A 26248-nucleotide genomic window follows, 5' to 3' on the forward strand; every position below is an offset into this window, starting at 1 on the left:
GTCGCGTCAAACGGAGTTCTGAATGTCGCTCAAGGAAATCAATTTCGACGGCATCATCGGGCCGAGCCACAATTATGCAGGGCTCAGTCTGGGCAATCTCGCCTCTGCGCGCAACGCAGGCCATGTCTCGCAGCCCCGCGCCGCGGCGCTTCAGGGGCTCGCCAAGATGCGCGCCAATATCGCGCTTGGCCTGACACAGGGCATCCTTCTGCCGCAGGACCGCCCCAATACCGGCTGGCTCGACAGCCTCAGCACCGATTTCGACACTGCCGAGCCGCATGTCCGCGCCTGTTCCTTCTCTGCATCTTCGATGTGGGCCGCCAACGCCGCGACAGTATCGCCAGCGCCCGACACAACCGACGGCAAGTGCCACCTGACCGTCGCCAATCTTGTGACGATGCCGCACCGCAGTCATGAATGGCCCGGCACGCTCGCGCAGCTTCGCCTGGCTTTCGCAGGCACCGCATTCGCGGTCCATGGCCCCGTTCCAGCGCCCTTTGGCGATGAAGGCGCGGCCAATCATATGCGGCTCTGCGCAAGCCATGACACGCCCGGCGTCGAGGTGTTCGTCTATGGCAGGAGCGGTGGCCCCTACCCGGCGCGCCAGCATATCGAGGCGTCGAAGGCCGTCGCGCGTCGCCACTGGCTCGACATGGAACGCACGCTTTTCGTCCAGCAGTCGGAAGAGGCGATCGCCGCGGGCGCCTTCCACAACGATGTCGTCGCGGTTGCCAATGAACGCGTGCTCTTCACGCATGAAAACGCGTTTGCGGACAAGGAGGCCTTCTACGCCGATCTGCGCCGCCTGATGCCCGAGGCAGAGATCGTCGAGGTGCCCGCATCGCGCGTCAGCCTGGCCGACGCGATCACCTCCTATCTCTTCAACGCGCAGTTGGTGACGCTCCCCGGCGGCGGCATGGCGCTCATCCTGCCTACTGAGGCGCGCGACACGCCGTCCGTATGGAACTGGCTTCAGGAGCATGTCGCCGGCAACGGCCCGATCCGCCGGCTCGAACCCGTCGATGTCCGTCAGTCGATGGCCAATGGCGGCGGGCCGGCCTGCCTTCGGTTACGCGTGGTCTGCGATCCCACTTCGGTCGATCCGCGCTTCCTCGTGGATGCAACACGGCTTGCTGCGATCGAGGCGGTCGTCGCGGCGCACTGGCCCGAGACGATCGACGCGAGCGCGATCAACGCCCCCACGCTTGTCACGCAGGTGCGCGCGGCACGGCGCGCGCTGCTGGAGGCGCTCGGTCTGGAGGAATTGGTTTGAACGCTGTCGGCTTAACTTACAGCTAACCATAGACGTTAAGAAATTTGCGCGGGATTCAGCGACTGGCGCGCCCCTTGCTTAACTGTTGGCATGTGGATCCGGATCAAGCGCCTCTTCGTTATCAAGACCCGATTTGAAGCCTGCCTCATCATCTATGCGCTGGCGGTGGGCGCGATGGAACGCGGCAAGGATTATGTGGCCCAGTTTCCGGGCGTGGGCGGGTATCTGCTCTGCATGGCGTGCACCGGAGCGGTTTTCATGGCGGGTGCGATGATCTTCGACGCGCTGGCCGCCAAGCGCGCGCGGTCAGCGGTCGTCGCGCACCACCCATAGCACTGCAGCGAAGGCGGCGGTCATGCCGCCAACGATGAACAGCGTCGGGATCCCGAGCGAGATCCCGACGCCGAAAGCAAAGAACGACAGACCCGCCAGCGACGCGATCGCCAGTTCAGTCCGCCTCATCGAGCCTGTTCGCGCGGGTGCCCGGCCCGGCTCAGCAGCCGGTGTCGACGCCGAGCGCGCCGCCGAGCATGCCCCCAAGACCACCCAGTCCGCCCTTCTTCTTGCACTTCTTCTTCGGCTGCGCCTCCTGCGTGTCGTCAGCGGCCGACATGTCGCCCATGTCAGGGCCGCCGATCATCCACATCGTGTTCGAGCGGAAGCGGACGCGTGTGGTCCATTCGGGTTTCCATGGGGTCGCCGGGTTGGCCGGACGCGGCGGGTAGGCGAAGTTCGCCTCGGGGCCATAGGCGTACAGGCTCGACATCAGGAAGCCGGGAGCGGCTGCCTTCACCTCCGCCGGGATGGTGCAGGTCGTCTGCGTCGGCGGCATCACGACCTTCTCGCCGATGAGCCGGCGGACCGTCTCCGGAGGCAGCCAGTCCCACAGACCGCCACCGAATTCGCGCATTGTGGAGGATGTCCACCAGACAAAATCACCGGTGTTGCCACCATCGGTTTTCGCACCGAAGGCCCAGGCGTAATAGCCAGTGGCACCCGTCACCGCGTTCCAGCTTATGTTGGTCGCCCCGCCCGGTTGCTCGCTCGCGCGTCCGGTGATTCCGGGCATGTAATCCTGCGCCAGATTGAACTTGATCTCAGGCGTGTAATTGCCCGCGACGCGGTGCTCACCGACGATCGTTGAGCCCCTCCCCGGCTGCTGCCCGCCCTTGCCGCTCGGCCACCAGCCGAAGGTCTTGCTGTTCGACACATTGGGCCCCTGATCCACGGGAACACGCGTCGAAAACAGGTTGGGCGGCATCTGCCCCGCGGCCACCTTGGCAAAGTCTATGACGACCGGCTGCCCCGGGCCCGCCTTGGCGCCACACCCCCAATAGAGCAGCAGCCGTCCCTTGGGCCGCTCAAACGACTGCGGCGGCTCGGATGTGCCGGGCGTTGGCGTTACCAGCGGCAGCATCTTGCCCATTTTTGCGGTTTCAGGCGGAAAATGGTCGGCCTTGGGCGCGCCGGGCGTGGCAGCATTGCGCGAGCCCAGCCGCAGCTCGACGGTATGCGTTTCGCGGCTGGCGCCACCGCCGCCCATCATCATGCTGATCGCGCTCGTGGCGCCGCCCGACATGCCCGCCATGCCGGTGGTCGTGCTGACATTCATCACATAGCGCGCAATCGGAGGTGTGGTTGTCGTCTTCTGCGCAACGCCAGGGCCAAAGGCTATCCAGATTCCCGTGAACGCTGTGCCGCATATGAGTGAAATACGAGTGTACCGGTTCATGCAAAAACTCCCTGAAATTTGCGCGGCCCGGCCCTGCTTTTTTTTGGCAGTGACGTTATGCTCCCGTAACTACTGGAGCGTGGGACACTCCGCAATGTGCCAGCGCACAACTGTACGGTACTGCGCATTTTTTCATGGGGCATGTTACTTTTTCGCCAAAAGTCGCCTCACATGCGATCGAAATGACGAAAAATATCGCAATAAACGAACCGGCACGCAGTTCCCTTCACTACACACCTTCCCACCTTGACAGGCGACCTCTCAAAAGCGCACTAAGAACATAACGGGAACATTTATGAAAGAGTCGTCCAATCCCCTCGCCACATTGCGTCGGCGCGTTGCTGGAATTGCCGGGATGGAACACACCCTGCAAAGCCAGCGTTTTGCAACCGGCCATGGTGCGCTCGACATCGCGCTTGGCGGTGGGCTTGCGCTTGGGCGACTCCATGAATTGTTCGCATATGAGTGCGACAATGCGGCAAGCGCTTCGGGATTTGCTACGATGCTCGCCCTGCGTGCGCGGCATGACGGTGCATCGACCCTCTGGCTCAGAACCGATGAGGCGGAGCGGCGCTGCGGGCGCTTATTTGCGCCCGGGCTCGTCGAGCTTGGCGGCAACCCGGATGCGTTCCTGTTTGCGCTGGCCCCGGACGTCTGCGCGCTGCTGCGCGGAGCGGCTGACGCGGCACGCTGTGCTGGTCTGGGTGCAGTGATCGTCGAATGTTGGGGAAAAAGTCCCGCGCTCGAGCTCACCGCGAGCCGGCGGCTGGCGCTGGCTGCCGAGCAATCGGGAGTGACGGTGATCATGCTCCGGATCGACGCCACCCCAGTGCCCAGTGCTGCCGATACGCGCTGGGCTGTGAGCGCCGCACAATCCGTCGCGCTCGAAGCCAACGCGCCGGGACCGGCGCTGTTCGAAATCGAATTGTTGCGCCGTCGCTCAGGCCCATCGGGCATGCGCTGGCGCGTGGAGTGGGACCGTGACAAATGTGTCTTTCGTGAACCGGCGCTATCTGGCGCTGTGGTTCCCCTTTCTTCCCACGGATCGGTTGAGGCGCCGTCCGCCCCGGAATTGCGCCACATCGCCTGATGTTCTGGCCGACGCGCCGTTTGCCTTTGTCGAGAAGGTCAAGGGCGCGCTTCGGCTTTTCGCAGTGGATCGTCGCGCGCAGGCGCTGGGGCTGGCGCCGGGGATCGCGCTCGCCGATGCGCGGGCGCGTGTGCCCGATCTCCTCGTCTTCGAACGCGACGACCATGCCGATCAGGACTGGCTCGAACGCATAGCTGATGGCTGCGCGCGTTATACGCCGATGGTGGCAATAGATCCGCCCGACGGGCTGATTCTCGACATCGCAGGATGCACGCATCTCTTTGGCAACGAAGGCGCGCTCGCCGCGGATATCGAGATGCGCTGCACGGCGCTGGGGATGACATTGCGCCATGCCGTCGCGGCTACGCCTGCCGCCGCGCACGCACTCGCGCGTCACCAGTCATTGCCAGCACCCGACGAAGCGGCTGCAATCCGGCGACTGCCCGTGGCAGCGCTGGGGCTGGAATCCGAAGCCACGCAGGGGCTGGTGCGTGCGGGGCTTAAGAGCATCGGCGATCTCGCCGCGCGGCCACTGGCAGGGATTGCCGCGCGCTTCGGGGGCGACGCGGTCGATGCGCTGCGCCATCTCCTTGGCGACGCCGACAGGCCGATCGCGCCGCGCCGGGCGCCGCCACAGATCCTGGCCGAACGCCGTTTTGCCGAGCCGGTCGCACGCACCGAATATGCGCTGACCGTGCTCGGCGAACTCGTGGCCGAAGCGGCGCGGCAACTCGAAGAACGTAAATGTGGCGGGCGGCGTTTCGAGGCGGTGTTCTTCCGCAGTGACGGGCTGGCGCGCATGCTGAGCGTGGAAACAGGTCAACCGACCCGCACTCCAAAGCGCGTGATGCGGCTCTTGCGCGAAAGGATCGATAGCTTGCGCGATCCGATCGATCCGGGCTTCGGCTTCGATCTGATCCGACTGGCCGTGCCCGTGATTGAACCACTGGCGGCAACCCAGCTCAAGCTGGAAGGGGGCGCTGCCAATGAAGCGCAGGTTACCGCGTTGATCGATCAGCTAAGCACCCGGCTGGGGCGTGGCCGTGTTCGACGCCTCTTGCCACGCGACACCCATATCCCCGAGCAGGCACAGCTTGCATTGCCTGCGGTGGAAGCCGGCACACCCGCCGCAGCCTGGCCCGTTTCGGCGCCCGGCGAGCCACCATTGCGCCCGCTTCATCTGTTCGATCCGCCCCAACCTATCGAGGTGATCGCCGAAGTGCCCGATGGTCCGCCACACCGTTTCCGCTGGCGCCGCGCGCTGCATGAGGTCCGCCGTTTCGAAGGGCCCGAACGGATCGCCGTCGAATGGTGGCGCAGACGCGATGGCGCCACCGACAAACCCGGCCTGACGCGCGACTATTACCGTGTCGAGGACGCACGCGGCCGCCGTTTCTGGATCTTTCGCCACGGGTTGTACGAAGAAAAACCCGATCCCGGCTGGTACATGCACGGGCTGTTCGCATGAGCGTGCGCTTCGCCGAGCTGGTCGCCGCGACCAATTACTCCTTCCTGCGCGGTGCTTCGCATCCCGCTGACATGGTGGCGCGCGCGATCGATCTCGGCATGGCAGGAATCGGAATTGCCGATCGCAATACCGTGGCGGGCGTGGTGCGCGCCTGGGTATCGCTAGGCAAAACACCCGAGGCGCGGCGAGAAAACATGGCAGCGGCCAATTTCAGGCTGATCGTCGGCGCGCGGCTGGTCTTTGCCGATGGCACCCCGGACATTATCGCCTATCCCGCGACGCGCCATGGCTGGGGGCGGCTGACGCGGCTACTGACACTGGGCAACCGCCGCGCCGAAAAGGGCGATTGCATCCTCGGTTTTGACGATCTGCTGGGGCATTGCGAAGATTTGCTGCTGATCGCGATGGCCAATGAGTCTCATGAATTTATGCTGCGCCGGCTTGCGCGCGAACGCCCCGGATCTGTCTGGCTTGGCGCGACCATGCTCCGGCAAGGGCGCGATCATCGCATATTGTCGAAACAGATGCGGCTGGCCGAGCGCACTGGCATCCCGCTGATTGCGACCAACGACGCACTCTATGCCAGCGCCGCACAACGCCCGCTCCACGATATCGTCACCTCTATCCGCGAGGGCGTGGAAATCCGTGCTGCGGGCCAACTGCTGGCCGCCAATGCCGAACGCCATCTCAAGGCCCCTGAAGAAATGGCGCGGCTGTTTCGCGACTGCCCACAAGCGCTGGCCGAGACCACGGCATTGATCGCGCGCATCAGCTTCACGCTCGACGACCTGCGCTATGAATATCCGCACGAGCCTGTGCCCGAAGGCTGGAGTCCGCAAGGCTGGCTCGAGCATCTGGTGATCGAGGCGGCGCACAAACGCCATCCGCAAGGACTTCCGACGAAATGGAAGAAGGTGCTCGATGAGGAATTCACCCTCATCCGCAAACGCAACTATGCCTATTATTTCCTGACGGTGCACGACATCGTCCAGTTTGCGCGGACGCGGGAACCGCCCATTCTGTGCCAGGGGCGCGGCTCTGCGGCCAATTCGCTGGTCTGTTATCTGCTCGAAATCACCGCGATCGATCCGATCGAGAACAACCTGCTCTTCACGCGCTTCCTCTCCGAGGAGCGTGGCGAACCGCCCGATATCGATGTCGATTTCGAGCACGAGCGGCGCGAAGAGGTGATGCAATATGTCTATCGCCGCTATGGTCGCAAACGCGCGGGGATCGCCGCGACCGTGATCCATTACCGATCGCGCAGCACGGTGCGCGAGGTCGGCAAGGCGCTGGGGCTGTCCGAAGACGTGACCGCGCGGCTCGCGAATACAAGCTGGGGCAGCTATGCGAGCGAAGTGCCCGATGCGCGCTTCGCCGAGGCGGGACTTGACCTTTCCAATCCCGAGGTCGCGCGGCTGAAGGCGATCGTCGCGCAGCTCCTCGAATTTCCGCGCCACCTGTCGCAGCATGTGGGCGGCTTCGTGTTGACCGAGCACAGGCTCGACGAGATGGTGCCTGTCCACAATGCAGCGATGGAGGATCGCACCTTCATCGAATGGGACAAGGACGATATCGACGCGCTGGGGCTGATGAAGGTCGATGTGCTCGCGCTCGGCATGCTCACCTGTATCCGCAAGAGCTTCGACCTGCTGCGCGATCACGCTCTGGGTGACTACACGCTCGACAGCCTGCCCAGGGAAGATCCCGAGGTTTACGACATGCTGTGCAAGGGCGACAGCATCGGCGTTTTCCAGGTCGAGAGCCGTGCGCAGATCAACATGTTGCCGCGGCTGCGGCCGCGTGAATTCTACGATCTCGTTATCCAGGTCGCGATCGTGCGCCCGGGGCCGATCGAGGGTGATATGGTCCATCCCTATCTCAGGCGACGCAATAAGGAAGAGCCTGCGACCCTGCCTTCTCCCAGACCACCCTACCCTGTCGATGAACTGGAGCAGGTGCTGGGCAAGACCTTCGGCGTACCGCTCTTCCAGGAACAGGCGATGAAGCTCGCGATCGTCGCCGCGAACTTCACCCCCGACCAAGCCAATGGCCTGCGCCGCGCCATGGCGACATTCCGCAATGTCGGGACGATCTACGAATATCGCGACAAGATGATCGGGGGCATGGTTGCGCGCGGCTACGAACCCGATTTTGCGGCGCGCTGCTTCAAGCAGATCGAGGGTTTTGGCAGCTATGGCTTTCCCGAAAGCCATGCCCAGTCCTTCGCCAAGCTCGTCTACGTCTCCTCATGGATCAAATGCTGGCACCCCGCAGTGTTCACCTGCGCGCTGCTCAATTCCCAGCCCATGGGCTTTTACGCACCCGCGCAGCTCGTCCGCGATGCGCGCGAACATGGTGTCGAAGTGCGTGGTGTCGATATCAATGCGAGCGGCTGGGATAACAGCCTTGAGCGTCGCAATGACGGCGAGCTCGTGCTCAGGCTGGGCTTTCGCCAGATCGAGGGGTTTCGCGAGGATTGGGCGAACGCGCTAACCGAGGCGCGGGGCGTAGGATATACGCAGGTCGAACAGCTCGCGCAGCGCGCTGGCCTCCCTTCGCGCGCGCTGCGCCTTCTTGCCGACGCAGACGCGTGCAGTTCGATCGGGCTCGGAAGGCGCGATGCGCTATGGGAAGCGCGGCGCACACCGCAGGGCGTCCTGCCTCTGTTTGCAGCGTCCGCCTCCCCCGAGCTTGCCGAGGAACCCGACGCGAATCTGCCCGCAATGCCCCTCGTTGAGCATGTCCTCACCGACTACCAGATGACGCGCCTGTCATTGAAAGGGCATCCCATGGCCTTTCTGCGCAGCGATTTCGCGCACGAGGGCATACTGAGCTGCGCCGACACCACGGCGGCGCGCAATGGCTCGCTCGTGCGCACCGCGGGTATCGTCCTGATCCGCCAGCGCCCGGGCAAGGGCAATGCGATCTTCATCACTCTCGAGGACGAAACCGGGATCACCAACGTCCTGCTCTGGGCCCGGCAGTTCGAGCGTTATCGCCGCGCAGTGATGTCGGCGCGGCTGATGCTCGTCGAGGGCGAGGTCCAGCGCAGCAAGGAGGGTGTGATCCACCTGATGGCGACCCGCATCCTCGATCGCACAGCGATGCTCGATGGCCTGTCCGAAGGTCCGCCCGTCCATCCCGAACTGGCGCATGCCGATGAAGTGACGCATCCCCAGATCCCGCGCGGTCACAGCCATCCGCGTAATGTGCGCATCCTGCCTAAATCACGTGATTTTCATTAATTTTCGGGATCGATCTGCTTTTCGATCTGCCAAACGCCAGAAGGCGCTTCTCATCTTCATCATGAAGGAAAAATTGGCGCGCCCGGAACGATTCGAACGTCCGACCCTCAGATTCGTAGTCTGATGCTCTATCCAGCTGAGCTACGGGCGCGCGGTGTGGAGGGGCTCTTACGGGGCAAGCGCAGAGAGCGCAAGTCCGTTGCAGCCATTTTCTTGCGCGTTTAGGTAACGGACATGAAAAAAGCCCTCACCGCAACGTTCCTCCCCTCGCTCCTCCTTGCAGGCTGCGCCACCGAGACCGGGAATTTCCCTTCGCTCGCACCGCGCGCAATCGAGCAGCGGAGCGACGCTGAAGAGCCGACAGCGCCAATCACGCCCACGCCCGCGGATTCGACGCTCAAGGCGAATCTCGAGCGTTTGCTACAACAGGCCCGTGAAGGAGAATCGGCCTTTTCGAAGATTCTCGGGACGACCGAACGCGCCGTCGCGGCCGCAAAGGGAGCGGCGCCAGAGGCCGAATCATGGGTCGCAGCACAGCAGCAACTCTCTGCACTCGACGGCGCCCGCGCACCCACGGCGGCGGCGCTCTCCGAACTCGATTCGCTCTATGTCTCGCTTGCCGACAGGGCGACACAGGATGCCAGCATCGGTGGTGTCGAAGAAGCGTTCGTCGCGCGCGGCGAGGTGGAAGCGCTCAACGATCGCCAGATCGCGCGACTGACCGCGCTTCAGGCAGCGCTCAGCAACCCGTGATCTCGGCCTTGTGCGCTTTGGCGAGCATCATATAGCCCGCCACACCCATCAGATTTCCCGCAACCTGTTCCTCGGTCAGCGTCCGCATCAGCCTGGCGGGGCGCCCTCCCCACATTTCGTTGGGACCGATCGTCTTGTGCGGCGTCAGCATTCCTCCTGCGGCCAGCATCCCGCCGGATTCGATGACGGTCCCGTCCATCGCAATCGCTCCCAAGCCGACAAAACCGCGATCCTTCACGGTCGTGCCGTGCAACATGGCCATATGACCGACGAGCGCATCCTCGCCGATGATCGTCGGATAGCCGCCGGTGCCGGTGCGACCCGAATCGCAGTGGATGACGGTGCCGTCCTGGATATTCGAGCGCGCGCCGATGCGGATGTAGTTGACGTCGCCGCGCAGCACGCAATTGTACCAGATGCTCGCCTCGGGCCCGATCTCGATATCGCCGATCAGGCGGACGCCGGGGGCGACGAAGGCGGAAGGGTCGATCCGGGGAGTCTTCCCGTTGAACGGAACTATCGTCACGCCTTCCATTGGTCTCTCCCGATTCTGTAGATAACCGTCGGATTGAGCTCGGGCCCGAAGCGCGGATCGACGAAGTCGAGGTCCGAGCGGCGCTCCATGCCCAACCGCTCCATAAGTCCCCATGAGCCCGTATTGCCCTGCACCGTGAGCGCCACGACATAGGGTGCCTCAAGCGTATCAAAGGCATGGTCGAGCGAAGCGCTTGCGGCTTCGCGCGCATAGCCCTGCCCCCACGCGTCCTCGCGCAGCCGCCAGCCAATCTCGAAGCTGCCCGTCAGGTCGCTGCCTTCCGAATTGAAACGTTTCAGACCGCAAAAACCGAGCAGCGCGCCATCCTGCTTGCGCTCGACGATCCAGAAGCAGTGGCCGTGCTCGGCCTGCGACGCGGCAACGCGCTGATAGACTGCCTCATAATCCGCTCGCGCCTGCACCCCGCCGAGCCAGCGCATCACCGCGGGCGTGTTGAGATGCGCCATGAACGGGTCGATATCGGCCTCGTCCCATGTCCGAAGCCTCAGCCGCCCCGTCTCGGCAACCGTCTCAGCCATTGAGCAGCCGCGCGGCATGCGCTGCGTGATAGGTGAGTACGCCCGAACAGCCCGCACGCTTGAACGCCATCAGCGTCTCGATCACCATCGCATCGCGATCGGCGGCGCCCGCGGCTACCGCGGTCTCGATCATCGCATACTCGCCCGACACCTGATAGGCGAAGACGGGCACCTGGAACGTGTCCTTCACGCGGCGGATGATGTCGAGATAGGGCAGCCCCGGCTTCACCATGACGCTGTCCGCACCTTCCATCAGATCGGCCTCGACCTCGCGCAACGCCTCTTCGGCATTGGCGGGGTCCATCTGATAGGTCTTCTTGTCGCCCTTCAACAGCCCGCGCGAACCGACCGCGTCGCGGAATGGCCCGTAAAACGCCGAGGCATATTTGGCCGAGTAAGCCATGATCTGGACGTTGACGAAGCGCTCGCCCTCCAGCGCCTCGCGGATCGCGCCGACGCGGCCATCCATCATGTCCGACGGCGCGATGATGTCCGCGCCCGCGCGCGCCTGGTTGAGCGCCTGCCTGACCAGTATCTCGGTGGTCTCGTCGTTGAGCACATAGCCCGCCGCGTCGACGAGCCCGTCATGGCCATGCGCGGTATAGGGATCGAGCGCGACGTCGGTCAGGATCCCGACCTCTGGCACCGCATCCTTGATCGCGCGCGTCGCCCGGCACATCAGATTGTCGGGATTGAGCGCTTCGGCGCCATCCTCGCTGCGCAGTTCGCGCGGCGTGTTGGGGAAAAGCGCGAGGCACGGGATGCCGAGGTCGCGCGCTTCCCTTGCTCGCTCGACCATCAGGTCGACCGACCAGCGCGAGACGCCCGGCAGGCTGGCGATCGGTTCCTCCTGCCGCTGTCCTTCGCACACGAAGAGCGGCCAGATCAGATCGGCAGGTGTGAGCACGTTCTCGGCATGGAGCGCACGGCTCCACGCGCTGGCGCGAGGACGGCGGAGGCGAAGCGCGGGAAAGGATGCAGTCATGCGCACGCTTTCAACCATCGCGCGAGTCGGTGCAAGTTGCTTGCGCCCGGCGTAAAATGCGCGCCTCATGCGCGCGATGCGCACCATCCGATCCGCGGCCCTGATCGTCAACGCCAAGTCGCGCAAGGGTCGCAAGCTCTTCAAGCGCGCACGCGCGCTTTCAAACACGCTCGATTTCCCGGTCAAGGCTTATGCGGTGCGCAAGCCCACGATGCTCGACGCGACCGTCAAGCGTGCGCTCGACGAGGATCCCGACCTGCTGATCCTCGGCGGTGGCGACGGCACGATCAGCGGACTCGTCGATCATCTCGTCGGCCATGGTGCAGCGCTGGGGGTGCTGCCGCTGGGCACCGCCAACAGCTTTGCACGCACATTGGGAATCCCGCTCGATCTTGAAGGCGCGATGGACGTGATCCGCCAGGGCCATTATCGCCGCATCGACCTTGGCAAGATCGACGGCGACTATTTCGCGAACTGCGCGGCGATCGGCATTTCGCCGATGATCGCCGAAACCGTGCCGCACGGACTGAAGGCTTGGCTGGGGCGGGTTGGCTATCTGATCTGGGCGAGTTGGCAGTTCTTCCACTTCAAGCCCTTCACGCTGATCATCGGCGAAGGTGAGGATGCGAAGCGGTTAAGGGTGGTAGAGGTTCGCATCGCGAACGGCGGGCACCATGGCGGCACCGAACTGGTCGACGAGGCCAGTCCCGACAGCGGCGAGATTGTCGTTCAGGCGGTGACGGGTCATGTAAAAAGCCACCTGCTCTGGAACTGGTTTGCGAGCTTCTTTCGGCTTGAGGCGCGCAAGGAAACCGTCGAAACCTTTACCGGCCAGAAGCTGCATATCGCGACCAAACCGCCGCTCGCCATCTCGATCGACGGCGAGGTGCTCGCGAAAACCCCGGTGAATGCCACTATTGCGGCGGGAATCATCGAGGTTGCGGCGCCGGCGGAAGGCGATCGGCGCGCGCCTTAGCTTCGCAAACTTCGCCCCGATCCGCGACCAGACGCTGCAAAGTTCAGTAAGGTCAGCCGTGTGAGAAAATTCCTTCTATCCATGCGCCCGCATTGACCGGATTTTTTCGATCAACGCCTCGCCCATCATCTGCACATGTTCAAAGACCCGATTGGTGCGCGGAGCGCGACAGAGCGAGGCTGTGTAGGACAGAAGTTTTTCGGTGAGTTTCGACGGTGGGTTCAACGGGTGGTCGCAACACTTCAGTTTTTAACGAGATGGAGTGGAGCGATGAAGCAGCGACGGCGAATTTACTACTCGGCGGAACAGCGGGCCGAAATCTGGGATCGCTGGCGGCGCGGTGAGTCGATGAGTTCGATCGGACGGCGGTTCGAGCGGGAGTCTTCGTCGATCTTCTCGGTGCTGTCGCCATCCGGCGGCATCCGTCCACCGGAACGAAAACGCCCCAGCCAGGCGTTGCGACTGAGCGAGCGCGAGGAGATTTCCAGAGGGCTCGGAGTAGGCTTGTCGCTGCGCACCATTGCTATCCGGCTTGGTCGAGCGCCCTCGACCATCAGCCGGGAGGTCGGCCGCAACGGGGGCACGGAATGCTACCGGGCCGTGGCATCGGATCAGGCGGCATGGGATCGTGCGCGACGCCCGAAGCCATGCAAGCTGGCTTGCCATGCCTCCCTGCGCCGAACAGTATCAGCCAAACTGTGCCGCAAGTGGTCGCCAGAGCAGATCGCAGGCTGGCTCAAACGCAGGTTTCCGGACGAAGAGCAGCATCGGGTGTCACACGAAACGATCTACAAAAGCCTGTTCATTCAAGCCCGTGGTGTCCTGAAGAAGGAGCTTCTTGAGTATCTCAGGGCCAAACGCACGATCCGCCGTTCGCGCCATGCCAGTCTGAAACGGGACGGGCTTGGCCAGGTAAAGAACGCCATATCGATCAGTGACCGGCCGGCGTCGGTCGAAGATCGCGCCGTGCCCGGACATTGGGAAGGCGATCTGCTTGCTGGATCACGCAATAGCTACATCGCCACGCTCGTCGAGCGCCAGTCGCGCTATGTGATCCTGGTCAAGGTTGCGAATAAAGACACCGGCAGTGTCGTCTCGGCCTTGATCAAACAGGCACGCAAATTACCGCGCGAGCTATATCAATCATTGACCTGGGACCGTGGCAAGGAGCTTGCCGACCATCAGCGCTTCACCCTGGCCACCGACGTCGACGTGTATTTTTGCGATCCGAGAAGCCCATGGCAGCGCGGCACCAACGAAAACACCAACCGCCTGCTGCGTCAGTATCTGCCCAAGGGTACGGATCTATCCATCTTCAGCCAGGCCAAGCTGAGCGCCGTGGCGCGTCAGCTCAACGAAAGACCGAGAAAGACATTGCTCTTTAAGACGCCGGCTGAAAAGTTCGAGGAGTGTGTTGCGCTGACCCGTTGAACCCACCACCCATTCCGGACATTCGGACGCAGCCCGTCGTTTTTTAGGCCGCTCTATTCGGGTTTCGAGGAAATCGAGCGCGCGAGCGCCAGCAACAGAGCGATGCCGGAAGCCAGGCTAAAGGCCCATACCGCCCAGTCATAGGCGACCCAACTCGCAGCTCGGCTTTGTAGCGCTGGATCAATCTTGTCGCTGTAGCCATTGGCGGTGATGGTTGCGAACTCTGGTTCAAGGAGTAGGCCCGCAACCAGCCCCGCTATCAAAAACAGCGCGAATGATGCGATCAAAGGCGTTCGGCGCGGGGTCTTCCAATTCGCGGTCAGCGCAACGATAAACAGAAGCCCGGTTATGGGCGGAACAGTCCCCCAAAAGGGGCCGCTGTCGTACCGATAGTCCCCTTCCAAGATCGCAAAGGAACGCGGCGGAGCTTCCGTAATCGTGCTCACCACGACCGAGAGCGCAAATAGCTGGGCACCGATCTGCATGAAGCAACTTATGATCAGTGCCATCAACGTGATGTTACGGAGATTTAAATCGCCCATTTTGCCCCCCGTTCGCCGAGCTATCTGACATGGAAGCATGGGCAAGGCAAACGTCAGCTTTCCACGACAAAGCAGACAGGCTTGGTCCAACGCTCTTCCGTCCCCTACCCCGTCGGCGTGAGGCGGCCCGCGGGTTCGCTTTCGGCGTTGATCGCCTCGCGGCATTCCTCGGGATCGGGGGGCGCCATCATCTGCGTCTTGCGCCATCCGCCGCTGCGATAGGCAAGGATGGCAAGTCCCGCCGACACGATCGAGCCAAGCGTGAAGCTGAGCCACAGTGCATCCGCGCCGATCGCGGGATAGGCGAGATAGATGAAGCCCAGCCGCACGGGGTACATCACGACGAACAAGATCACGAGCGGCGCAATCACAGCGCCGTTGGCGCGCATCGTGCCGAACAGGACGAGCGTCGCGCCGAAGAACACGAAGCTCCATCCGCCAAGCAGGTGGATATGCGCCGCGACCGGGATCGCGGGGCTGTCGCTGCCGAGGAACAGTGCGAGCGCGGGCCGGTCGACGAGCGTGAGCAACAACGCCAGCGCGCCCGTCATCAGCACATTGTACCAGAGGCCGGAGGCGGTGATCTTGCCGACACGGTCCCAGCGTCCCGCGCCGATATTCTGCGCGGCCATAGCGCTGACCGCTGCGCCGATGGCCATTGCGGGCATCTGGACATAGGTCCAGAGCTGCTGGGTGACGCCATAAGCCGCCGCCGCAATCAGCCCCTCGCGATTGACCAGCCCGACCATCGCCAGCGAAGCGGTCGAGATCACGATCATCTGCAGGCCCATCGGAAAGCCCTTGAGCAGGATGGGACGCAACAGCGCGGGATCGGGCTTGAGATAGCCGAGTTCGTGCCCCCTCAGGCGCAAGGGCAGATCGCGGGCGTACATATAGGCAATAAGCGCAATGACGCTGACATAGCCGGCGATCGCGGTCGCAGCGGCGGATCCGGCGATGCCCATCGCGGGCGCGGGACCGAGGCCGAGGATCAGCACGGGATTGAGCACGATATCGAGCACCACGCTCAGCCCCATGAACCAGAGCGGGGTCATCGAATCCCCGGAGCCACGCAGCCCCATCATCAGCAGGACCATGACGAAGGACGAGGGCATCGAGACGAAGATGATCCGCAGATAATCCTCGGCAAGCGCGAATGCCTCACCGGGCGTCGCCAGCAGGCGCAGTATCTGAGGCGAGAAAGTCCAGCCCAGAATCGCGATGACGATCGACAGCAGCAGGAACATACCGATGGCGCTGCCCATCGCGCGCCGCGCGCCGTCAATGTCGCGCCGTCCGAAGCTCTGACCGACAAGGATCGTCGCGGCCATTCCGAAGCCGAAGACCGCCGCGAACATCAGGAACATGATCATGTTGGCATTCGCGGTCGCCGCGATCGCATCCTCGCCGAGGAAGCGCCCGACCCAGATCGCATTCACCGAGCCGTTGAGCGACTGGAGAATGTTGGAGCCGAGCGTCGGCAGCGCGAAGAGCAGCAGCGTGCGGCTGATCGATCCCGATAGCAGGTCCTGGGTTCCGGTAGCGCGGGTCGACGCGTTGGCCATGGCAATCTTTCCAATCCGGAACCGCTCGCCCTGAGGAGAGGCTGAGCTTGTCGAAGCCTCGTCTCGAAGGGCCGCCTTCAAAGATCCTTCGAGATGCCGTTTCGACTTCGCTCAACGGCTCCTCAGGATGAGCGGTATAGAGTCGATACGCTAACCCAGCCGTTGCAGCGCCGCCTGAAGCCGCTGCGCCTCGGCCGATTTCTCGGCATGGTCCGCGCGCGCCTTTTCGACCGCCTCGGGCTTTGCGCGTTCGACGAAGCTGGGGTTGTTGAGACGCCCGGCAAGCGAGTCACGCTCCTTCGCCGCGGCCTCGATTCCCTTGGACAGCCGCGCGCGCTCGGCGGCGAGGTCGATCACGCCTTCGAGCGGGAGCACATAGGTCGCTTCGTCGACAACGACCTGCGCCGCACCGCCCGCAGAGGCCGCCTCGAAGCTGACGCTCTCGATGCGCGCAAGCCGGCTGAGAGCGGTCGCTTGTCGCCCCAGTCGTTCGGTGGTGGGCACCGACGCGTCACGAATGTGGAGCGCGAGCTTCGCGCCCGGCGGCACGTTGAGTTCGGCGCGCGCGGTGCGGATTTCGGAGACGAGGCGGATCAGCCAGTCGATCTCCGCCGCCGCCTCGGTATCGAGCGCGTGGGTGTCGGCGTGCGGCCATTGCGCGACGATGATGTCGTGTTCGCGTGTCCCCATCGCATGCCACAGCTCTTCGGTGATGAAGGGCATGAAGGGGTGGAGCATGACAAGGATCTGGTCGAGCACCCAGCCCGCGACGGCCCTGGTTTCCTCCGCGCGCTCACCCTGAGCTTGTCGAAGGGTGTCGGCACCGGCTTCGACAGGCTCAGCCTGAGCGCTGGTGAGTTCGGCCTTGATCAGTTCCAGATACCAGTCGCAGAAGCGGCTCCAGGTGAACTGGTAGATCGTGTTGGCCGCCTCGTCGTAGCGCAGATCAGCAAAAGCTAGGTCGAGCTTCTGCACCGTCTCGATCGTTTCGGCGACGATCCAGCGATTGACCACGAGCGTGGTATCGGGCGCGCGCAGCGCCCTGGACGCGCCGATGCCATTGGCCTGACAGAAGCGCGATGCGTTCCAGAGCTTGGTCGCGAAGTTGCGATAGCCCTCGACGCGCTTCTCATCCATCTTGATGTCGCGGCCCTGGCTCTCCATCGCGGCGAGCGTGAAGCGCAGCGCATCGGCGCCATACTGGTCGATCAGCCCCAGCGGATCGACGGTGTTGCCCTTGGACTTGGACATTTTGGAGCCATCCGCCGCGCGGACAAGTCCGTGGAGATACAGCGTTTTGAATGGCACTTCTTGCATGAAGTGCAAACCCTGCATGATCATCCGCGCATCCCAGAAGAACAGGATGTCGAAGCCCGAGATCAGCACGTCATTGGGGTAATGACGCTGGAGCTTGGTCGTGTTCTCCGGCCAGCCCAGCGTGCCGAAGGGCCAGAGCGCCGAAGAGAACCAGGTGTCGAGCACGTCCTGGTCGCGCGTCAGCTTCTTGTTGCCGGCGAGCGCCTGCGCAGCACCCTCGTCCTCGGCGACGTAGCAATTGCCGTCCTCGTCATACCAGGCCGGGATCTGGTGGCCCCACCAAAGCTGGCGCGAGACGCACCACGGCTGGATATTCTCCAGCCAGTTATAATAGGTCTTCTCCCAGCTCTTGGGCACGACTCTGATCGCGCCCGAGCGGACCGCCTCCAGCGCCGGCTTCGCGAGCGTTTCGGCGTCGACATACCATTGATCGGTCAGCCAGGGCTCGATCACCGCGCCCGAGCGATCGCCATAGGGCGTCTGGATGACGCGGTCCTCGACCTTTTCAAGAACATTCTGCTCTTCGAGCATAGCGACGACGCGCTTGCGCGCCTCGAAGCGTTCGAGCCCCAGCAATTCGTCGGGGATCAGGCCGTCGGCGGTCTGGATGACGTTGGCCTCGGCGTCAAGCATGTTGAGCATGTCGGCGGGCTTGAAACCCGCGCGCTTGCCGACCTCAAAGTCGTTGAAGTCGTGGCCCGGCGTGATCTTGACCGCGCCCGAGCCGAGCTCGGGATCGGCATGCTCGTCGGCGACGATGGGCACGAGGCGGCCAGTGATGGGCAGACGCACATTCTTGCCGATCAGCGCCTTGTAGCGATCATCCTCAGGATTCACCGCAACCGCCATGTCGGCGAGCATCGTTTCGGGGCGCGTGGTGGCGACCGATATGAAGCCGCTGCCCTCCTCGAGCGGGTAGCGCAGGTGCCAGAACTTGCCGTTGATCTCTTTGGTCTCGACCTCGAGGTCCGAGATCGCGGTCTTGAGGCCCGGATCCCAGTTCACCAGCCGCTTGTCGCGATAGAGCAGCTTCTGGTTGTAGAGATCGACGAACACCTTGAGCACGGCCTTCGAAAAGCCCTCATCCATCGTGAAGCGTTCATTCGCCCAGTCGCAGCTCGCTCCAAGGCGGCGGAGCTGGCCAGTGATCGTGCCGCCGCTCTCGGCCTTCCATTCCCAGACCTTGTCGATGAAGGCTTCGCGCGAATAGTCGGTCCGCTTCTCACCGCGCGCGTTCATCTGCCGCTCGACCACCATCTGCGTCGCGATGCCCGCATGGTCGGTGCCGACCACCCAAAGCGCGTCCTTCCCCTGCAGCCGCGCGTGGCGGATCAGGATGTCCTGCAACGTGTTGTCGAGCGCATGGCCGATATGCAGGCTGCCCGTTACATTGGGCGGCGGGATGACAATGGTGTAGGGCTCCGCCTCGCTCCGTTCGGGGCGAAACAGGCCATTATTTTCCCAGTGCGCGTACCAGCGCGCTTCGATAGCGGCGGGATCGAAGGTCTTTGCGAGTTCTGTCATGGTGCCCGGCCTGTAGCCGAGATTTGCCGGCCTTGGGAACCCGGCTAGATCACTAACTCGGAGTACCCCGGCGAAGGCCGGGGTCCAGACGTGGCAGACCTCGGCGGGTCAGACTCTGGACCCCGGCCTTCGCCGGGGTACTCAGATCACTCGCCCTTCGTCCACTTGCCCAGCCAGGCGTGCACCTCGGTGTACCACTGGATCGAATTCTTGGGCTTCAGGATCCAATGATTCTCGTCCGGAAACACGAGCAGCCGCGAATCAATCCCCTGCCTCTGGAGAGCCGTGAAGACGCCCAGCGACTGGCTATAGGGAATGCGGAAGTCCTTCTCGCCATGGATCACGAGCGTGGGGGTCTTCCACTTGGTGACGTGATTGACCGGGTTCCACTTCTCGGGCTCGGTGCGCTTCCACCAGGGACCGCCGTGATCCCATTCGTCGAACCACAGCTCTTCGGTCTCGAACGCCATCGCGCGCAGATCGAACACGCCGGCATGGGTGACGAGGCACTTGAAGCCATCGGGCCAGTTGCCCGCGATCCAGTTCATCATATAGCCGCCATAGGATCCGCCGAGCGCGCAGGCGTTGGCGGTATCGATCCCGGCATCCTTCGCGCTCGCGGCCGCGAGGCCGAGCTTCAGGTCCTGAAGCGGCTTGCCGCCCCAATCCTTGTTGATGCTGTCCGTGAAATACTGCCCGTAACCTGTTGATCCGTGGAAATCGATCGTGACCGCGGCATAGCCGGGTGCGGAGAAAAGCCGCGGGTTCCAGCGGTAAGACCAGCCGTTGCCGAACGAGCTCTGCGGGCCGCCATGGACGAGCAGCGCGACGGGGAGCTTCGCCTTCACGCCCGCAGGCTTGACGATCTGCCCCCAGACGGTGTCGCCACCCGCGCCCGCGAAACTGAAGCGCTCGGCGGAGACGGGGTCGAGATCCTTGAGCTTGTCGGCATTGACTGCGGTCAGCCTGACCGGCTTGCTCCCCTTCTGGTGATAAAGATCGTCGGGCGCAGCAATCGAATTGAGCGTGTAAACGATCGAACCATCGGCGAGCGTGTTCACATTGCCCGCGGTGCCCTCTTTGGTCAGCCGCGTGACCTTGGCCGTAGCGACGTCGACGCTGAACACGGGATCGTCGAGCGTGTCCTGCGCGGTCACGATCAGGCTCTTTCCGTCCTTGGCCCAGGCGATCGAGCCGACCGAACGGTCCCAGTTATCGGTCAGCGCGCGCGTCTCACCACTGGTCAGGTCGCGCAGCATCACCGTGTATTTGTCGGCCTCATAAGTGGGCCGCTTCATCGCGGCATAGGCGAGCCACTTGCCGTCGGGCGAAACCGCCGGGAAGGTGTCGGTCGCCGGATTGGCGGCGGTCAGATTGACGGGCTCGCCGCTGCCATCGGCGGGCGACTGATAGATGTCGAGATTGGTCGAATTGGGCTCGCCCTGGTCGGCGATGCGCAGCGCGAAGAAGATGCTCTTGCCATCCGCGCTCCACGCCACTTCCTCGCCGCCGCCATAGGGCTTGGACGGGCTATCGCCGACAAGCTTGCCCATCACCGACGTGCCGCCGGTCGCCTTGCCGTTCGCGAGATTGAGCACATAGACGCGCGAATGCTCGCCCGGCACCTCCCACGAATCCCAGTGACGGACGAAGATCGAATCATAGGCCCGCCCGCTGCCATCTGGCTTGCCGATGCGGACGTTCGAGCATTCGAAATCGACGCAGGCGACATTGCGATCGGCCCAGACCGCGAGCTTGTCGTTGGCGGGCGACAGCGCGAAGCCCGCGACGTCCGTCGAGAGGCTGGTCACCTGCTCGGGCGTCCCCGAAGGCAATGCCACGCGCCAGAGCTGGTCGGTTTCCGAGGCGTTGCTCAGGAAATAGAGAAACTTGCCGTCAGCCGAGAATTTGGGATCATGCTCGCTCTTGTCGGGCGCCGAGGCGATCCTGACCGGCGCCGCGTTCTTCTTCGTCAGATCGAGCAGCCACAAATCGTTACGGCGTTTGTTCGCGCCCAGATCGGTTTCGCTGAGCTGGTAGGCCACCCATCTGCCGTCGGGCGAAACCGTCGGTGCCGCGATCCGGCGCATTGTCGCCAGATCTTCGGGGGTCATGGGGCGGGCAAGGACGGCGGTGGGTGTCTGGGCGATGGCGAGCGCACCCAGGCTCGCGAGCAGGAGCTTTTTCATGGACGGCAGGGCTAGCACGCCGATGGGCGCACGAAAAGAAGCTAAAGACGCAATATTGTAGCGCGTTGCGCGATGGGCCTCAAAGCCCGCGATCGATGATTCGCGCGACTTCCTTGGAGACGACGCGCTCGACCAGCTCGGGCAAATTGGTGTCGAGCCATTCCTTGAGCATCGGCCGCAGCATTTCGCGCACCAGCCCTTCGAGCGTATTGTCTCCCGCCTCGGGCTTGACGATCAGCGCCGAAAGCGAAGCGAGCTTCTCGCGGCTGGCGAGCGCTGCATTCTCGGACACCAGCGCGGTGGCCCTGATCGAGGTTTCGGCCGCGGGCGCAGCGGGTTTTGCTGCGGGTTCGGGCTCGGCGACCGCCTCGGTCAGTTCGAGCACCTCCTCCTCGGGTTCGGGATCGGGCAGCGCCTTGGCCTTGCGCGTCGTCGCGCGCGTGCGCGCAGCGACCGCCCCCTCGCCTTCCTCAGCGATGATCCGTTTGATCGAGGAGAGAATCTCCTCCATCGACGGTTCGTTGGCAATATCTCCCATACGCACGGCCTCAGTTCTTCGGCAGGGCCGTAACTGACGAGTTTTGGGCGGGCGTGTCAACGGTCCGCGTCGCAACAGGCGCCGGTGTCGGCGCGCTGTCCCAGTCGCCGATGTTGCGCCGCGCTTCCTTGTAGTTGACCGTCGGATCATAGAGCGGTCCGCCGTCGAGCCCAAGATCCTGCGATTCGGCCTGGCCCATCGCCGCGAGCAAGGTGAAGCCCGCCACATAGGCGTCGCGGCGCGCGGTCACGAGCAACACCTGCGAATTGAGCAATTCCTGCTCGGCGTTGAGGATATCGAGGATAGTGCGCGTACCGACGCTGTTCTCGGCGCGCACGCCCTCCAGCGAAAGCGTGTTTGCCGACACCGCCGACTGTGCGCTCGTGATCACATCGAGCGCTGCCCGCCAGCTCGCAAAGGAAGCGCGCGTTTGCGCGATCACGTCGCGCTCCACCTCGATCTGCTGCTCGATCGCCTGGCTTTCGCGCGCCTGCGCCTGGCGCACCTGCGCCGGAGGCGCGCCGCCCTGATAGATCGGGATGGTCGCCTGAACGCCCACCGAGGCCGACGTTGTATTCTGCTGGATCGGAACACCGGGAACATCGCTGCCAAGCGTGCCGAGATAATTCTCGTAGCTGCCCCCGGAAACCGCGGTGACGCGCGGAAGGCGCGAGGCGCGGGCGACGCGCACGTCATAGCGCGCTGCATCGCGCTGCTTGGCGGCGGCGAGCAGGTCAGGGTTGTTGGTCAGCGCCACATCGACCGCTGTCTCGGGTGTCGTTGGCAGATTGGGAAGCGGCGGCGGCGGCTCGAGCGTGCCGGGCGCGGTACCCACGAACTGGATATAGCGCTCCTTGCTTCTGATCAGATTGGCTTGCGCCACCTCCAGACGCGAGCGCGCGTCGGAGAGCCGTGCCTCGGACTGCGCGATGTCCGTGCGCGTCAGATCGCCGACCTCGAACCGGTCCTGCGTCGCCTGAAGGTTGACCTCGAGCACGCCGACATTGGCCTGGTTGAGCTGGGCGACCGCCTCATCGCGCATCACGTCCATATAGGCACCGACGACGCCGCTGAAGACGCTCGATTCGGTTCCCCGCAGGAATGCGCGCCCCGCCTCGACCCGCCTGTCCGCAGCGCGTATCGCGTTCTTCACGCCGCCGCCGCGATAGATCGGCACCTGAAGCTGGGCGGTGCCCTGCGCACTGCGCGTCGGCGAATTGAAGCTGTTGGAGGGCTTGATCAGCACCTCGGTATAGTCGCCCTGCAGACTCGCGCTCGGCAACCCCTCGGCGCGCGCCAGCGGCACGTTTTCGTCCTCGGCGCGCTGCCGGGCGCGATCGCCCGTCATCGTCGGATTTGTCCGATAGGCTTTGACGAGCGCCTCGCGCAGCGTTTCCGCCGACGCCGGGCCTGACAACAGGGCCAGCGCGATCGCCGCTCCGGCAAGCGTTCGGGATTTGATGCTACGCAATCTCGTCACCCCTCGACAAACTAGAATACAAAGCCCTTGGGGCTCGCAAAACCCGGAAGGATCGCGGTTTCCGCGTCCACGAAATCGGTCAGTGCCAGCGCGTTCCCGGCCTTGCGGCCCGAAGCGAGCCGCGTAACGCCGCGCTCGACGATGCCGCCGGCCAGTCGCCCGCCATCCTTGAGCTGCGCCTTGATCGCGTCGGGCACATGTTCCACCGCGCCATCGATCAGGATCGCGTCATAAGGCGCGCCCTGGCTCCAGCCCTGAGCAAGCGGGCCCTTGACCACCGCAACATGCGCATGGCCGGCAAGCGCCTTGCTCGCTGCGTCCACGAGCGCCTGATCCTCCTCGAGCGCGACCACCGCGGCGCCAAGCTGACCCAGCAGCGCGGCCGAATAGCCAGTGGCCGCGCCGATCACGAGCACCTTTTCCCCGGCGTGCACGCCAAGCGTCGTCAGCAGCCGCCCGGTCGTGGCCGGCGTATTGAGCGCACGGCCTTCGGAGACAGGCATCAGCGTATCGACATAGGCGAGTGCGGCTCGATCCGTCGGCACAAAGGCCTCACGCGCGACGGTGCCCATCGCAGACACGACCCGCGGATCGCTGACAGCCCAGGTGCGGAGCTGGTTGGAGACCATGGCTCGGCGCATCGATTCAAAATTCGTTTCGGTCATGACGGCTTCCAGATCGCACAACTGTCTTAGTCATGCAATACACTAAATGGGGTGACACGCGCTTCTATCCGTTGCCGCGCGCCTCGCCAAGCGCAAGTAAGTAACAAAATGTAGCGGTGCACGGTTGACAGCGCGGCCGGCTCCGCGCAGAGCAGCCCGCCTCGGCCCGATGGCGGAGTGGTTACGCAGAGGACTGCAAATCCTTGCACGCCGGTTCGATTCCGGCTCGGGCCTCCACATTCCAAGCTTTTGGAATTCATCGCAAATCTTCAGATTGCCCCCGCCGGGCAATCTGCTCCGGCATCGTCCGGGCGTTTCGACGAAACCGTCTCTGAAACAGCTACGCCGCCACTAGCGATCCCATCTCACCGGATTTCGGCATGATCCTTGTTCGAAAAATCGCAAGCTTAGTTCACCCATTTGGTATTACTGAGCCGGGCCATCACGAGGCGGAAGGTTTTCGCACTGCGTCCTGAACTGAACGTTTTCCCCGCTGCGAAACGTCACGCTACGGACCAGCGTCCAATCAAGTTCTTTCATCGTGGGCCAATCCTCGGGATCACACATCCTCTTCTCCCATTGGGCCTGCAGCAATTCCCGCCAGCCCACCTTCAAACTGGACACATCTGCGTCGTAGGTATCCACGGTAGTGATAGTGCGATCCGCGCACGAGACTTCGAAACCGACCCAGGTGGTGTATTTCCCCTGCTTCATCGGCCACTTCGCCCTATTGGCCTCGGACTGTCTCGTTACAGCGCCGCAGAACTCGGCCTTTACGCTCTCGACGGTGACTTCTTCCGTCGGAGGCTGTGTGGGCTGCGCGAGCAACAACAATGTCAGTACTAACGTCATACCATCCCCCTTCACGCCGGCCTTGCTGCAATTTGCCCATGGTGTCGAGGTGAGCGTAAAGTGCGCGCCAATTGCATTGAGGCGGCGGGACTTGCCTGGGGTGGATAGGGCGAAGCGCGAGCCCTCCCTTCGCCAAGCCTGGTCCCCGTCCTGCAATGAACCCGGCGTTGGCTCGTCAATCTACCCCGCTGCGTGCTTCTGCGACACGTATCAGAGCGGCGCGATATGTCGACAAACCCGACAGGATGAGCAGGACGATCAGCGGCAGCAGCACAGCGCCCGCAACCGCGATGGAGTAGCGCAACGCGCTTTCGTCGCCGAAGCCGAAATCGGTGATTGCCGCGATGAAGCTCGCTCCCAGCCCCAGCCCCACCAGATTGACCGCGAGCAGCGTCAGCGCCATCACCTGCCCGCGGAACTGGTTGGGCGTGACATCCTGGATAGCGGCAATCATCACGCCCTGCGCCGCCTGCCCGATCAGGGTTCCGACCGCCATGAAGCCAAGCGCGAGCGCCGCGTTGGGCATGAGTGGGCCGATGATCAGCGGAAACGCCTTGAGCAGCGTGGTGCCGAGCACGATCCGCATATTGGCGTCGGCGCGGCCGCTGCGCATCAGCCGCCCGGAGAGCCAGCCGCCACCGATCGTCCCGATCGTCCCGCAGACCAGCATGAGCACACCATAATAGAGACCGACTTCGGTGATCGACATGCCGTAAGTGCGGATAAGGAAGGTGGGATACCAGAGGGATACGCCAATCGCGAGCATGCCAATCAGCGATATTGAACCGATGAGCATTGCATAAAGCCGCCAATGCGTCCGCAGCCAGGCGAAGGTTTCGGACAACGGAAGGTCATGGCTTTGATAGCCCTTGGCGAGCTCACGCCTTTCCGGCTCGCGCACGGTCTTCAGCAGCCCCGCGATGATGACGCCAGGAATCCCTACGACGACAAACACCATTTGCCACGGCGCCAGCGTCCCGATCAGCGGCAACGTCGCGCCGCCCATTCCCGTGAAATGCTGGAGCAGAACCCCACCGATGATCAGCGCAAGCCCGCCACCAATCGGATAGCCTATCGCATAGAGGCTGATCGCAAGCGCCCGGCGCCGCGAATCGAAATAATCGCTGATCAGCGAATAGGCGGTCGGGCTCAGCGTCGCCTCGCCTACGCCGACTCCTATCCGCGCGATGAAGAGCTGGCCGAAGCTGCGCGCCGCGCCGCACAGCATCGTCATCAGCGACCAGAACAGGACGCCATAGACTATGATCCGCGTGCGGTTGCGGCTGGTATCGACGAACCGGCCGATGGGAATCGCCGCCACGCTGTAAAGCAACGCGAAGGCAAAGCCCTGAAGCAGGCTGATCTGGAAATCGCTGAGGCCCAGATCCTGCTTGATCGGGATGACGAGCAGCGTCAGCACGCGCGCGTCGATCGCGCTGAAGCAATAGGCGAGCGAGAGGACGCCCACCACATACCAGCGATAGGCGCCCCCGGTCTCGGCGGCATTCAGATCCCGCACCGCATTGCTTGCCATATTCGCGAGATC

Annotated in this window: 22 protein-coding genes and 2 tRNA genes; 9 read left to right on the forward strand and 15 right to left on the reverse strand. The window is 63.6% G+C overall.

Annotation, left to right across the window (positions count from 1 at the left end; all coding sequences use genetic code 11):
- The first annotated feature begins 22 nt into the window (after positions 1–22).
- Together D3876_RS01510 and D3876_RS01515 are read left to right on the forward strand one after the other, a co-directional pair.
- Positions 23–1273 (forward strand): N-succinylarginine dihydrolase, encoded by a 1251-nt coding sequence (locus D3876_RS01510; RefSeq protein ID WP_119759359.1) that lies wholly within the window; start codon positions 23–25, stop codon positions 1271–1273.
- A 90-nt stretch (positions 1274–1363) separates the two neighbouring features.
- Positions 1364–1606: a hypothetical protein gene (locus tag D3876_RS01515; RefSeq protein WP_119759360.1), complete on the forward strand. Its 243-nt coding sequence runs from the start codon at positions 1364–1366 to the stop codon at positions 1604–1606.
- Here D3876_RS01515 and D3876_RS20335 read toward each other — a convergent pair.
- The gene (locus D3876_RS20335; RefSeq protein ID WP_182911830.1) at positions 1580–1735 is read right to left on the reverse strand and encodes a hypothetical protein; all 156 of its coding nucleotides are present in this window, start codon (positions 1733–1735) and stop codon (positions 1580–1582) included. The two genes, D3876_RS01515 and D3876_RS20335, sit on opposite strands and share 27 nt — an antisense overlap.
- Positions 1736–1766: 31 nt before the next feature.
- Complete coding sequence (locus tag D3876_RS01520) at positions 1767–3005, reverse strand: hypothetical protein (protein ID WP_238475191.1); 1239 nt, start codon at positions 3003–3005, stop codon at positions 1767–1769.
- 502 nt (positions 3006–3507) lie between these two features.
- On the opposite strand from D3876_RS01520, the gene D3876_RS01525 reads away from it, so the two are divergent.
- Genes D3876_RS01525 through D3876_RS01535 form a run of 3 tightly spaced genes read left to right on the forward strand, consistent with a single transcriptional unit; the run spans position 3508 to position 8811 of the window.
- Positions 3508–4095 carry an ImuA family protein gene (locus D3876_RS01525; RefSeq protein ID WP_238475192.1) on the forward strand — a complete coding sequence of 196 codons (588 nt, stop codon included), beginning with the start codon at positions 3508–3510 and terminating at the stop codon, positions 4093–4095.
- Positions 3995–5563: a Y-family DNA polymerase gene (locus D3876_RS01530; protein WP_420801944.1), complete on the forward strand. Its 1569-nt coding sequence runs from the start codon at positions 3995–3997 to the stop codon at positions 5561–5563. Before D3876_RS01525 ends, D3876_RS01530 begins: the two co-directional genes overlap by 101 nt.
- Positions 5560–8811: an error-prone DNA polymerase gene (locus D3876_RS01535; protein ID WP_119759363.1), complete on the forward strand. Its 3252-nt coding sequence runs from the start codon at positions 5560–5562 to the stop codon at positions 8809–8811. The genes D3876_RS01530 and D3876_RS01535 overlap by 4 nt, the downstream gene beginning before the upstream one ends.
- 74 nt (positions 8812–8885) lie before the next feature.
- On the opposite strand, the gene D3876_RS01540 is transcribed toward D3876_RS01535, so the two are convergent.
- Positions 8886–8962 (reverse strand) — tRNA-Arg (locus D3876_RS01540).
- An 83-nt stretch (positions 8963–9045) separates the two neighbouring features.
- On the opposite strand from D3876_RS01540, the gene D3876_RS01545 reads away from it, so the two are divergent.
- A complete protein-coding gene (locus tag D3876_RS01545) occupies positions 9046–9564 on the forward strand; it encodes a hypothetical protein (protein ID WP_119759364.1) in 519 nt (172 codons plus the stop codon).
- Here the strand turns inward: D3876_RS01545 and D3876_RS01550 are convergent.
- Genes D3876_RS01550 through hemB form a run of 3 tightly spaced genes read right to left on the reverse strand, consistent with a single transcriptional unit; the run spans position 9551 to position 11623 of the window.
- Complete coding sequence (locus tag D3876_RS01550; protein WP_119759365.1) at positions 9551–10099, reverse strand: gamma carbonic anhydrase family protein; 549 nt, start codon at positions 10097–10099, stop codon at positions 9551–9553. The genes D3876_RS01545 and D3876_RS01550 overlap by 14 nt on opposite strands.
- Complete coding sequence (locus D3876_RS01555) at positions 10087–10638, reverse strand: GNAT family N-acetyltransferase (RefSeq protein ID WP_119759366.1); 552 nt, start codon at positions 10636–10638, stop codon at positions 10087–10089. Before D3876_RS01555 ends, D3876_RS01550 begins: the two co-directional genes overlap by 13 nt.
- Positions 10631–11623 carry a porphobilinogen synthase gene (hemB, locus tag D3876_RS01560; protein WP_119760890.1) on the reverse strand — a complete coding sequence of 331 codons (993 nt, stop codon included), beginning with the start codon at positions 11621–11623 and terminating at the stop codon, positions 10631–10633. Before hemB ends, D3876_RS01555 begins: the two co-directional genes overlap by 8 nt.
- Positions 11624–11690: 67 nt before the next feature.
- Here hemB and D3876_RS01565 point away from each other — a divergent pair, with 67 nt between their 5' ends.
- Entirely contained in the window at positions 11691–12599 is a 909-nt protein-coding gene (locus D3876_RS01565) for a diacylglycerol/lipid kinase family protein (RefSeq protein ID WP_476661959.1), read from the forward strand.
- Between the two features lie 270 nt (positions 12600–12869).
- Positions 12870–14030, forward strand: a complete 1161-nt coding sequence (locus tag D3876_RS01570; RefSeq protein WP_119759367.1) for an IS30 family transposase — start codon at positions 12870–12872, stop codon at positions 14028–14030.
- 53 nt (positions 14031–14083) lie between these two features.
- Here the strand turns inward: D3876_RS01570 and D3876_RS01575 are convergent, their stop codons facing one another.
- The 7 genes from D3876_RS01575 to D3876_RS01605 form a co-directional block, all read right to left on the reverse strand.
- The gene (locus tag D3876_RS01575; RefSeq protein WP_147417556.1) at positions 14084–14572 is read right to left on the reverse strand and encodes a hypothetical protein; all 489 of its coding nucleotides are present in this window, start codon (positions 14570–14572) and stop codon (positions 14084–14086) included.
- Positions 14573–14676: 104 nt separating this feature from the next.
- Entirely contained in the window at positions 14677–16137 is a 1461-nt protein-coding gene (locus tag D3876_RS01580; protein WP_119759369.1) for an MATE family efflux transporter, read from the reverse strand.
- A 150-nt stretch (positions 16138–16287) separates the two neighbouring features.
- Positions 16288–18978, reverse strand: a complete 2691-nt coding sequence (locus D3876_RS01585; RefSeq protein ID WP_119759370.1) for a valine--tRNA ligase — start codon at positions 18976–18978, stop codon at positions 16288–16290.
- Positions 18979–19124: 146 nt separating this feature from the next.
- Positions 19125–21167, reverse strand: a complete 2043-nt coding sequence (locus tag D3876_RS01590; RefSeq protein WP_119759371.1) for a S9 family peptidase — start codon at positions 21165–21167, stop codon at positions 19125–19127.
- 79 nt (positions 21168–21246) lie between these two features.
- Positions 21247–21705, reverse strand: coding sequence for a DUF2497 domain-containing protein (locus D3876_RS01595; RefSeq protein ID WP_119759372.1), 459 nt, complete (start codon positions 21703–21705; stop codon positions 21247–21249).
- Between the two features lie 10 nt (positions 21706–21715).
- Positions 21716–23176 (reverse strand): TolC family outer membrane protein, encoded by a 1461-nt coding sequence (locus D3876_RS01600; RefSeq protein WP_238475194.1) that lies wholly within the window; start codon positions 23174–23176, stop codon positions 21716–21718.
- Positions 23177–23196: 20 nt separating this feature from the next.
- Positions 23197–23850 carry a protein-L-isoaspartate O-methyltransferase family protein gene (locus D3876_RS01605; protein ID WP_119760893.1) on the reverse strand — a complete coding sequence of 218 codons (654 nt, stop codon included), beginning with the start codon at positions 23848–23850 and terminating at the stop codon, positions 23197–23199.
- Positions 23851–24013: 163 nt separating this feature from the next.
- On the opposite strand from D3876_RS01605, the gene D3876_RS01610 reads away from it, so the two are divergent.
- Positions 24014–24087 (forward strand) — tRNA-Cys (locus D3876_RS01610).
- A 189-nt stretch (positions 24088–24276) separates the two neighbouring features.
- Here the strand turns inward: D3876_RS01610 and D3876_RS01615 are convergent.
- Complete coding sequence (locus D3876_RS01615; RefSeq protein ID WP_119759373.1) at positions 24277–24702, reverse strand: hypothetical protein; 426 nt, start codon at positions 24700–24702, stop codon at positions 24277–24279.
- Between the two features lie 175 nt (positions 24703–24877).
- On the reverse strand, positions 24878–26236 hold the full coding sequence (locus tag D3876_RS01620; RefSeq protein WP_119759374.1) for an MFS transporter: 1359 nt from the start codon (positions 26234–26236) through the stop codon (positions 24878–24880).
- Between the last annotated feature and the right edge of the window lie 12 nt (positions 26237–26248).

Origin of the sequence: Sphingomonas cavernae, from assembly GCF_003590775.1 — a bacterium.
GTDB classification, from domain to species: Bacteria; Pseudomonadota; Alphaproteobacteria; order Sphingomonadales; family Sphingomonadaceae; genus Sphingobium_A; species Sphingobium_A cavernae.

What these genes read in the sequence shown, in the direction of transcription:
- D3876_RS01510 (WP_119759359.1), top strand. Translation starts at nt 23, where the DNA reads ATGTCGCTCAAGGAAATCAATTTCGACGGCATCATCGGGCCGAGCCAC.
- D3876_RS01515 (WP_119759360.1), top strand. Translation starts at nt 1,364, where the DNA reads ATGTGGATCCGGATCAAGCGCCTCTTCGTTATCAAGACCCGATTTGAA.
- D3876_RS20335 (WP_182911830.1), bottom strand. Translation starts at nt 1,735, where the DNA reads ATGAGGCGGACTGAACTGGCGATCGCGTCGCTGGCGGGTCTGTCGTTC.
- D3876_RS01520 (WP_238475191.1), bottom strand. Translation starts at nt 3,005, where the DNA reads ATGAACCGGTACACTCGTATTTCACTCATATGCGGCACAGCGTTCACG.
- D3876_RS01525 (WP_238475192.1), top strand. Translation starts at nt 3,508, where the DNA reads ATGCTCGCCCTGCGTGCGCGGCATGACGGTGCATCGACCCTCTGGCTC.
- D3876_RS01535 (WP_119759363.1), top strand. Translation starts at nt 5,560, where the DNA reads ATGAGCGTGCGCTTCGCCGAGCTGGTCGCCGCGACCAATTACTCCTTC.
- D3876_RS01545 (WP_119759364.1), top strand. Translation starts at nt 9,046, where the DNA reads ATGAAAAAAGCCCTCACCGCAACGTTCCTCCCCTCGCTCCTCCTTGCA.
- D3876_RS01550 (WP_119759365.1), bottom strand. Translation starts at nt 10,099, where the DNA reads ATGGAAGGCGTGACGATAGTTCCGTTCAACGGGAAGACTCCCCGGATC.
- D3876_RS01555 (WP_119759366.1), bottom strand. Translation starts at nt 10,638, where the DNA reads ATGGCTGAGACGGTTGCCGAGACGGGGCGGCTGAGGCTTCGGACATGG.
- hemB (WP_119760890.1), bottom strand. Translation starts at nt 11,623, where the DNA reads ATGACTGCATCCTTTCCCGCGCTTCGCCTCCGCCGTCCTCGCGCCAGC.
- D3876_RS01565 (WP_476661959.1), top strand. Translation starts at nt 11,691, where the DNA reads ATGCGCGCGATGCGCACCATCCGATCCGCGGCCCTGATCGTCAACGCC.
- D3876_RS01570 (WP_119759367.1), top strand. Translation starts at nt 12,870, where the DNA reads ATGAAGCAGCGACGGCGAATTTACTACTCGGCGGAACAGCGGGCCGAA.
- D3876_RS01575 (WP_147417556.1), bottom strand. Translation starts at nt 14,572, where the DNA reads ATGGGCGATTTAAATCTCCGTAACATCACGTTGATGGCACTGATCATA.
- D3876_RS01580 (WP_119759369.1), bottom strand. Translation starts at nt 16,137, where the DNA reads ATGGCCAACGCGTCGACCCGCGCTACCGGAACCCAGGACCTGCTATCG.
- D3876_RS01585 (WP_119759370.1), bottom strand. Translation starts at nt 18,978, where the DNA reads ATGACAGAACTCGCAAAGACCTTCGATCCCGCCGCTATCGAAGCGCGC.
- D3876_RS01590 (WP_119759371.1), bottom strand. Translation starts at nt 21,167, where the DNA reads ATGAAAAAGCTCCTGCTCGCGAGCCTGGGTGCGCTCGCCATCGCCCAG.
- D3876_RS01595 (WP_119759372.1), bottom strand. Translation starts at nt 21,705, where the DNA reads ATGGGAGATATTGCCAACGAACCGTCGATGGAGGAGATTCTCTCCTCG.
- D3876_RS01605 (WP_119760893.1), bottom strand. Translation starts at nt 23,850, where the DNA reads ATGACCGAAACGAATTTTGAATCGATGCGCCGAGCCATGGTCTCCAAC.
- D3876_RS01615 (WP_119759373.1), bottom strand. Translation starts at nt 24,702, where the DNA reads ATGACGTTAGTACTGACATTGTTGTTGCTCGCGCAGCCCACACAGCCT.
- D3876_RS01620 (WP_119759374.1), bottom strand. Translation starts at nt 26,236, where the DNA reads ATGGCAAGCAATGCGGTGCGGGATCTGAATGCCGCCGAGACCGGGGGC.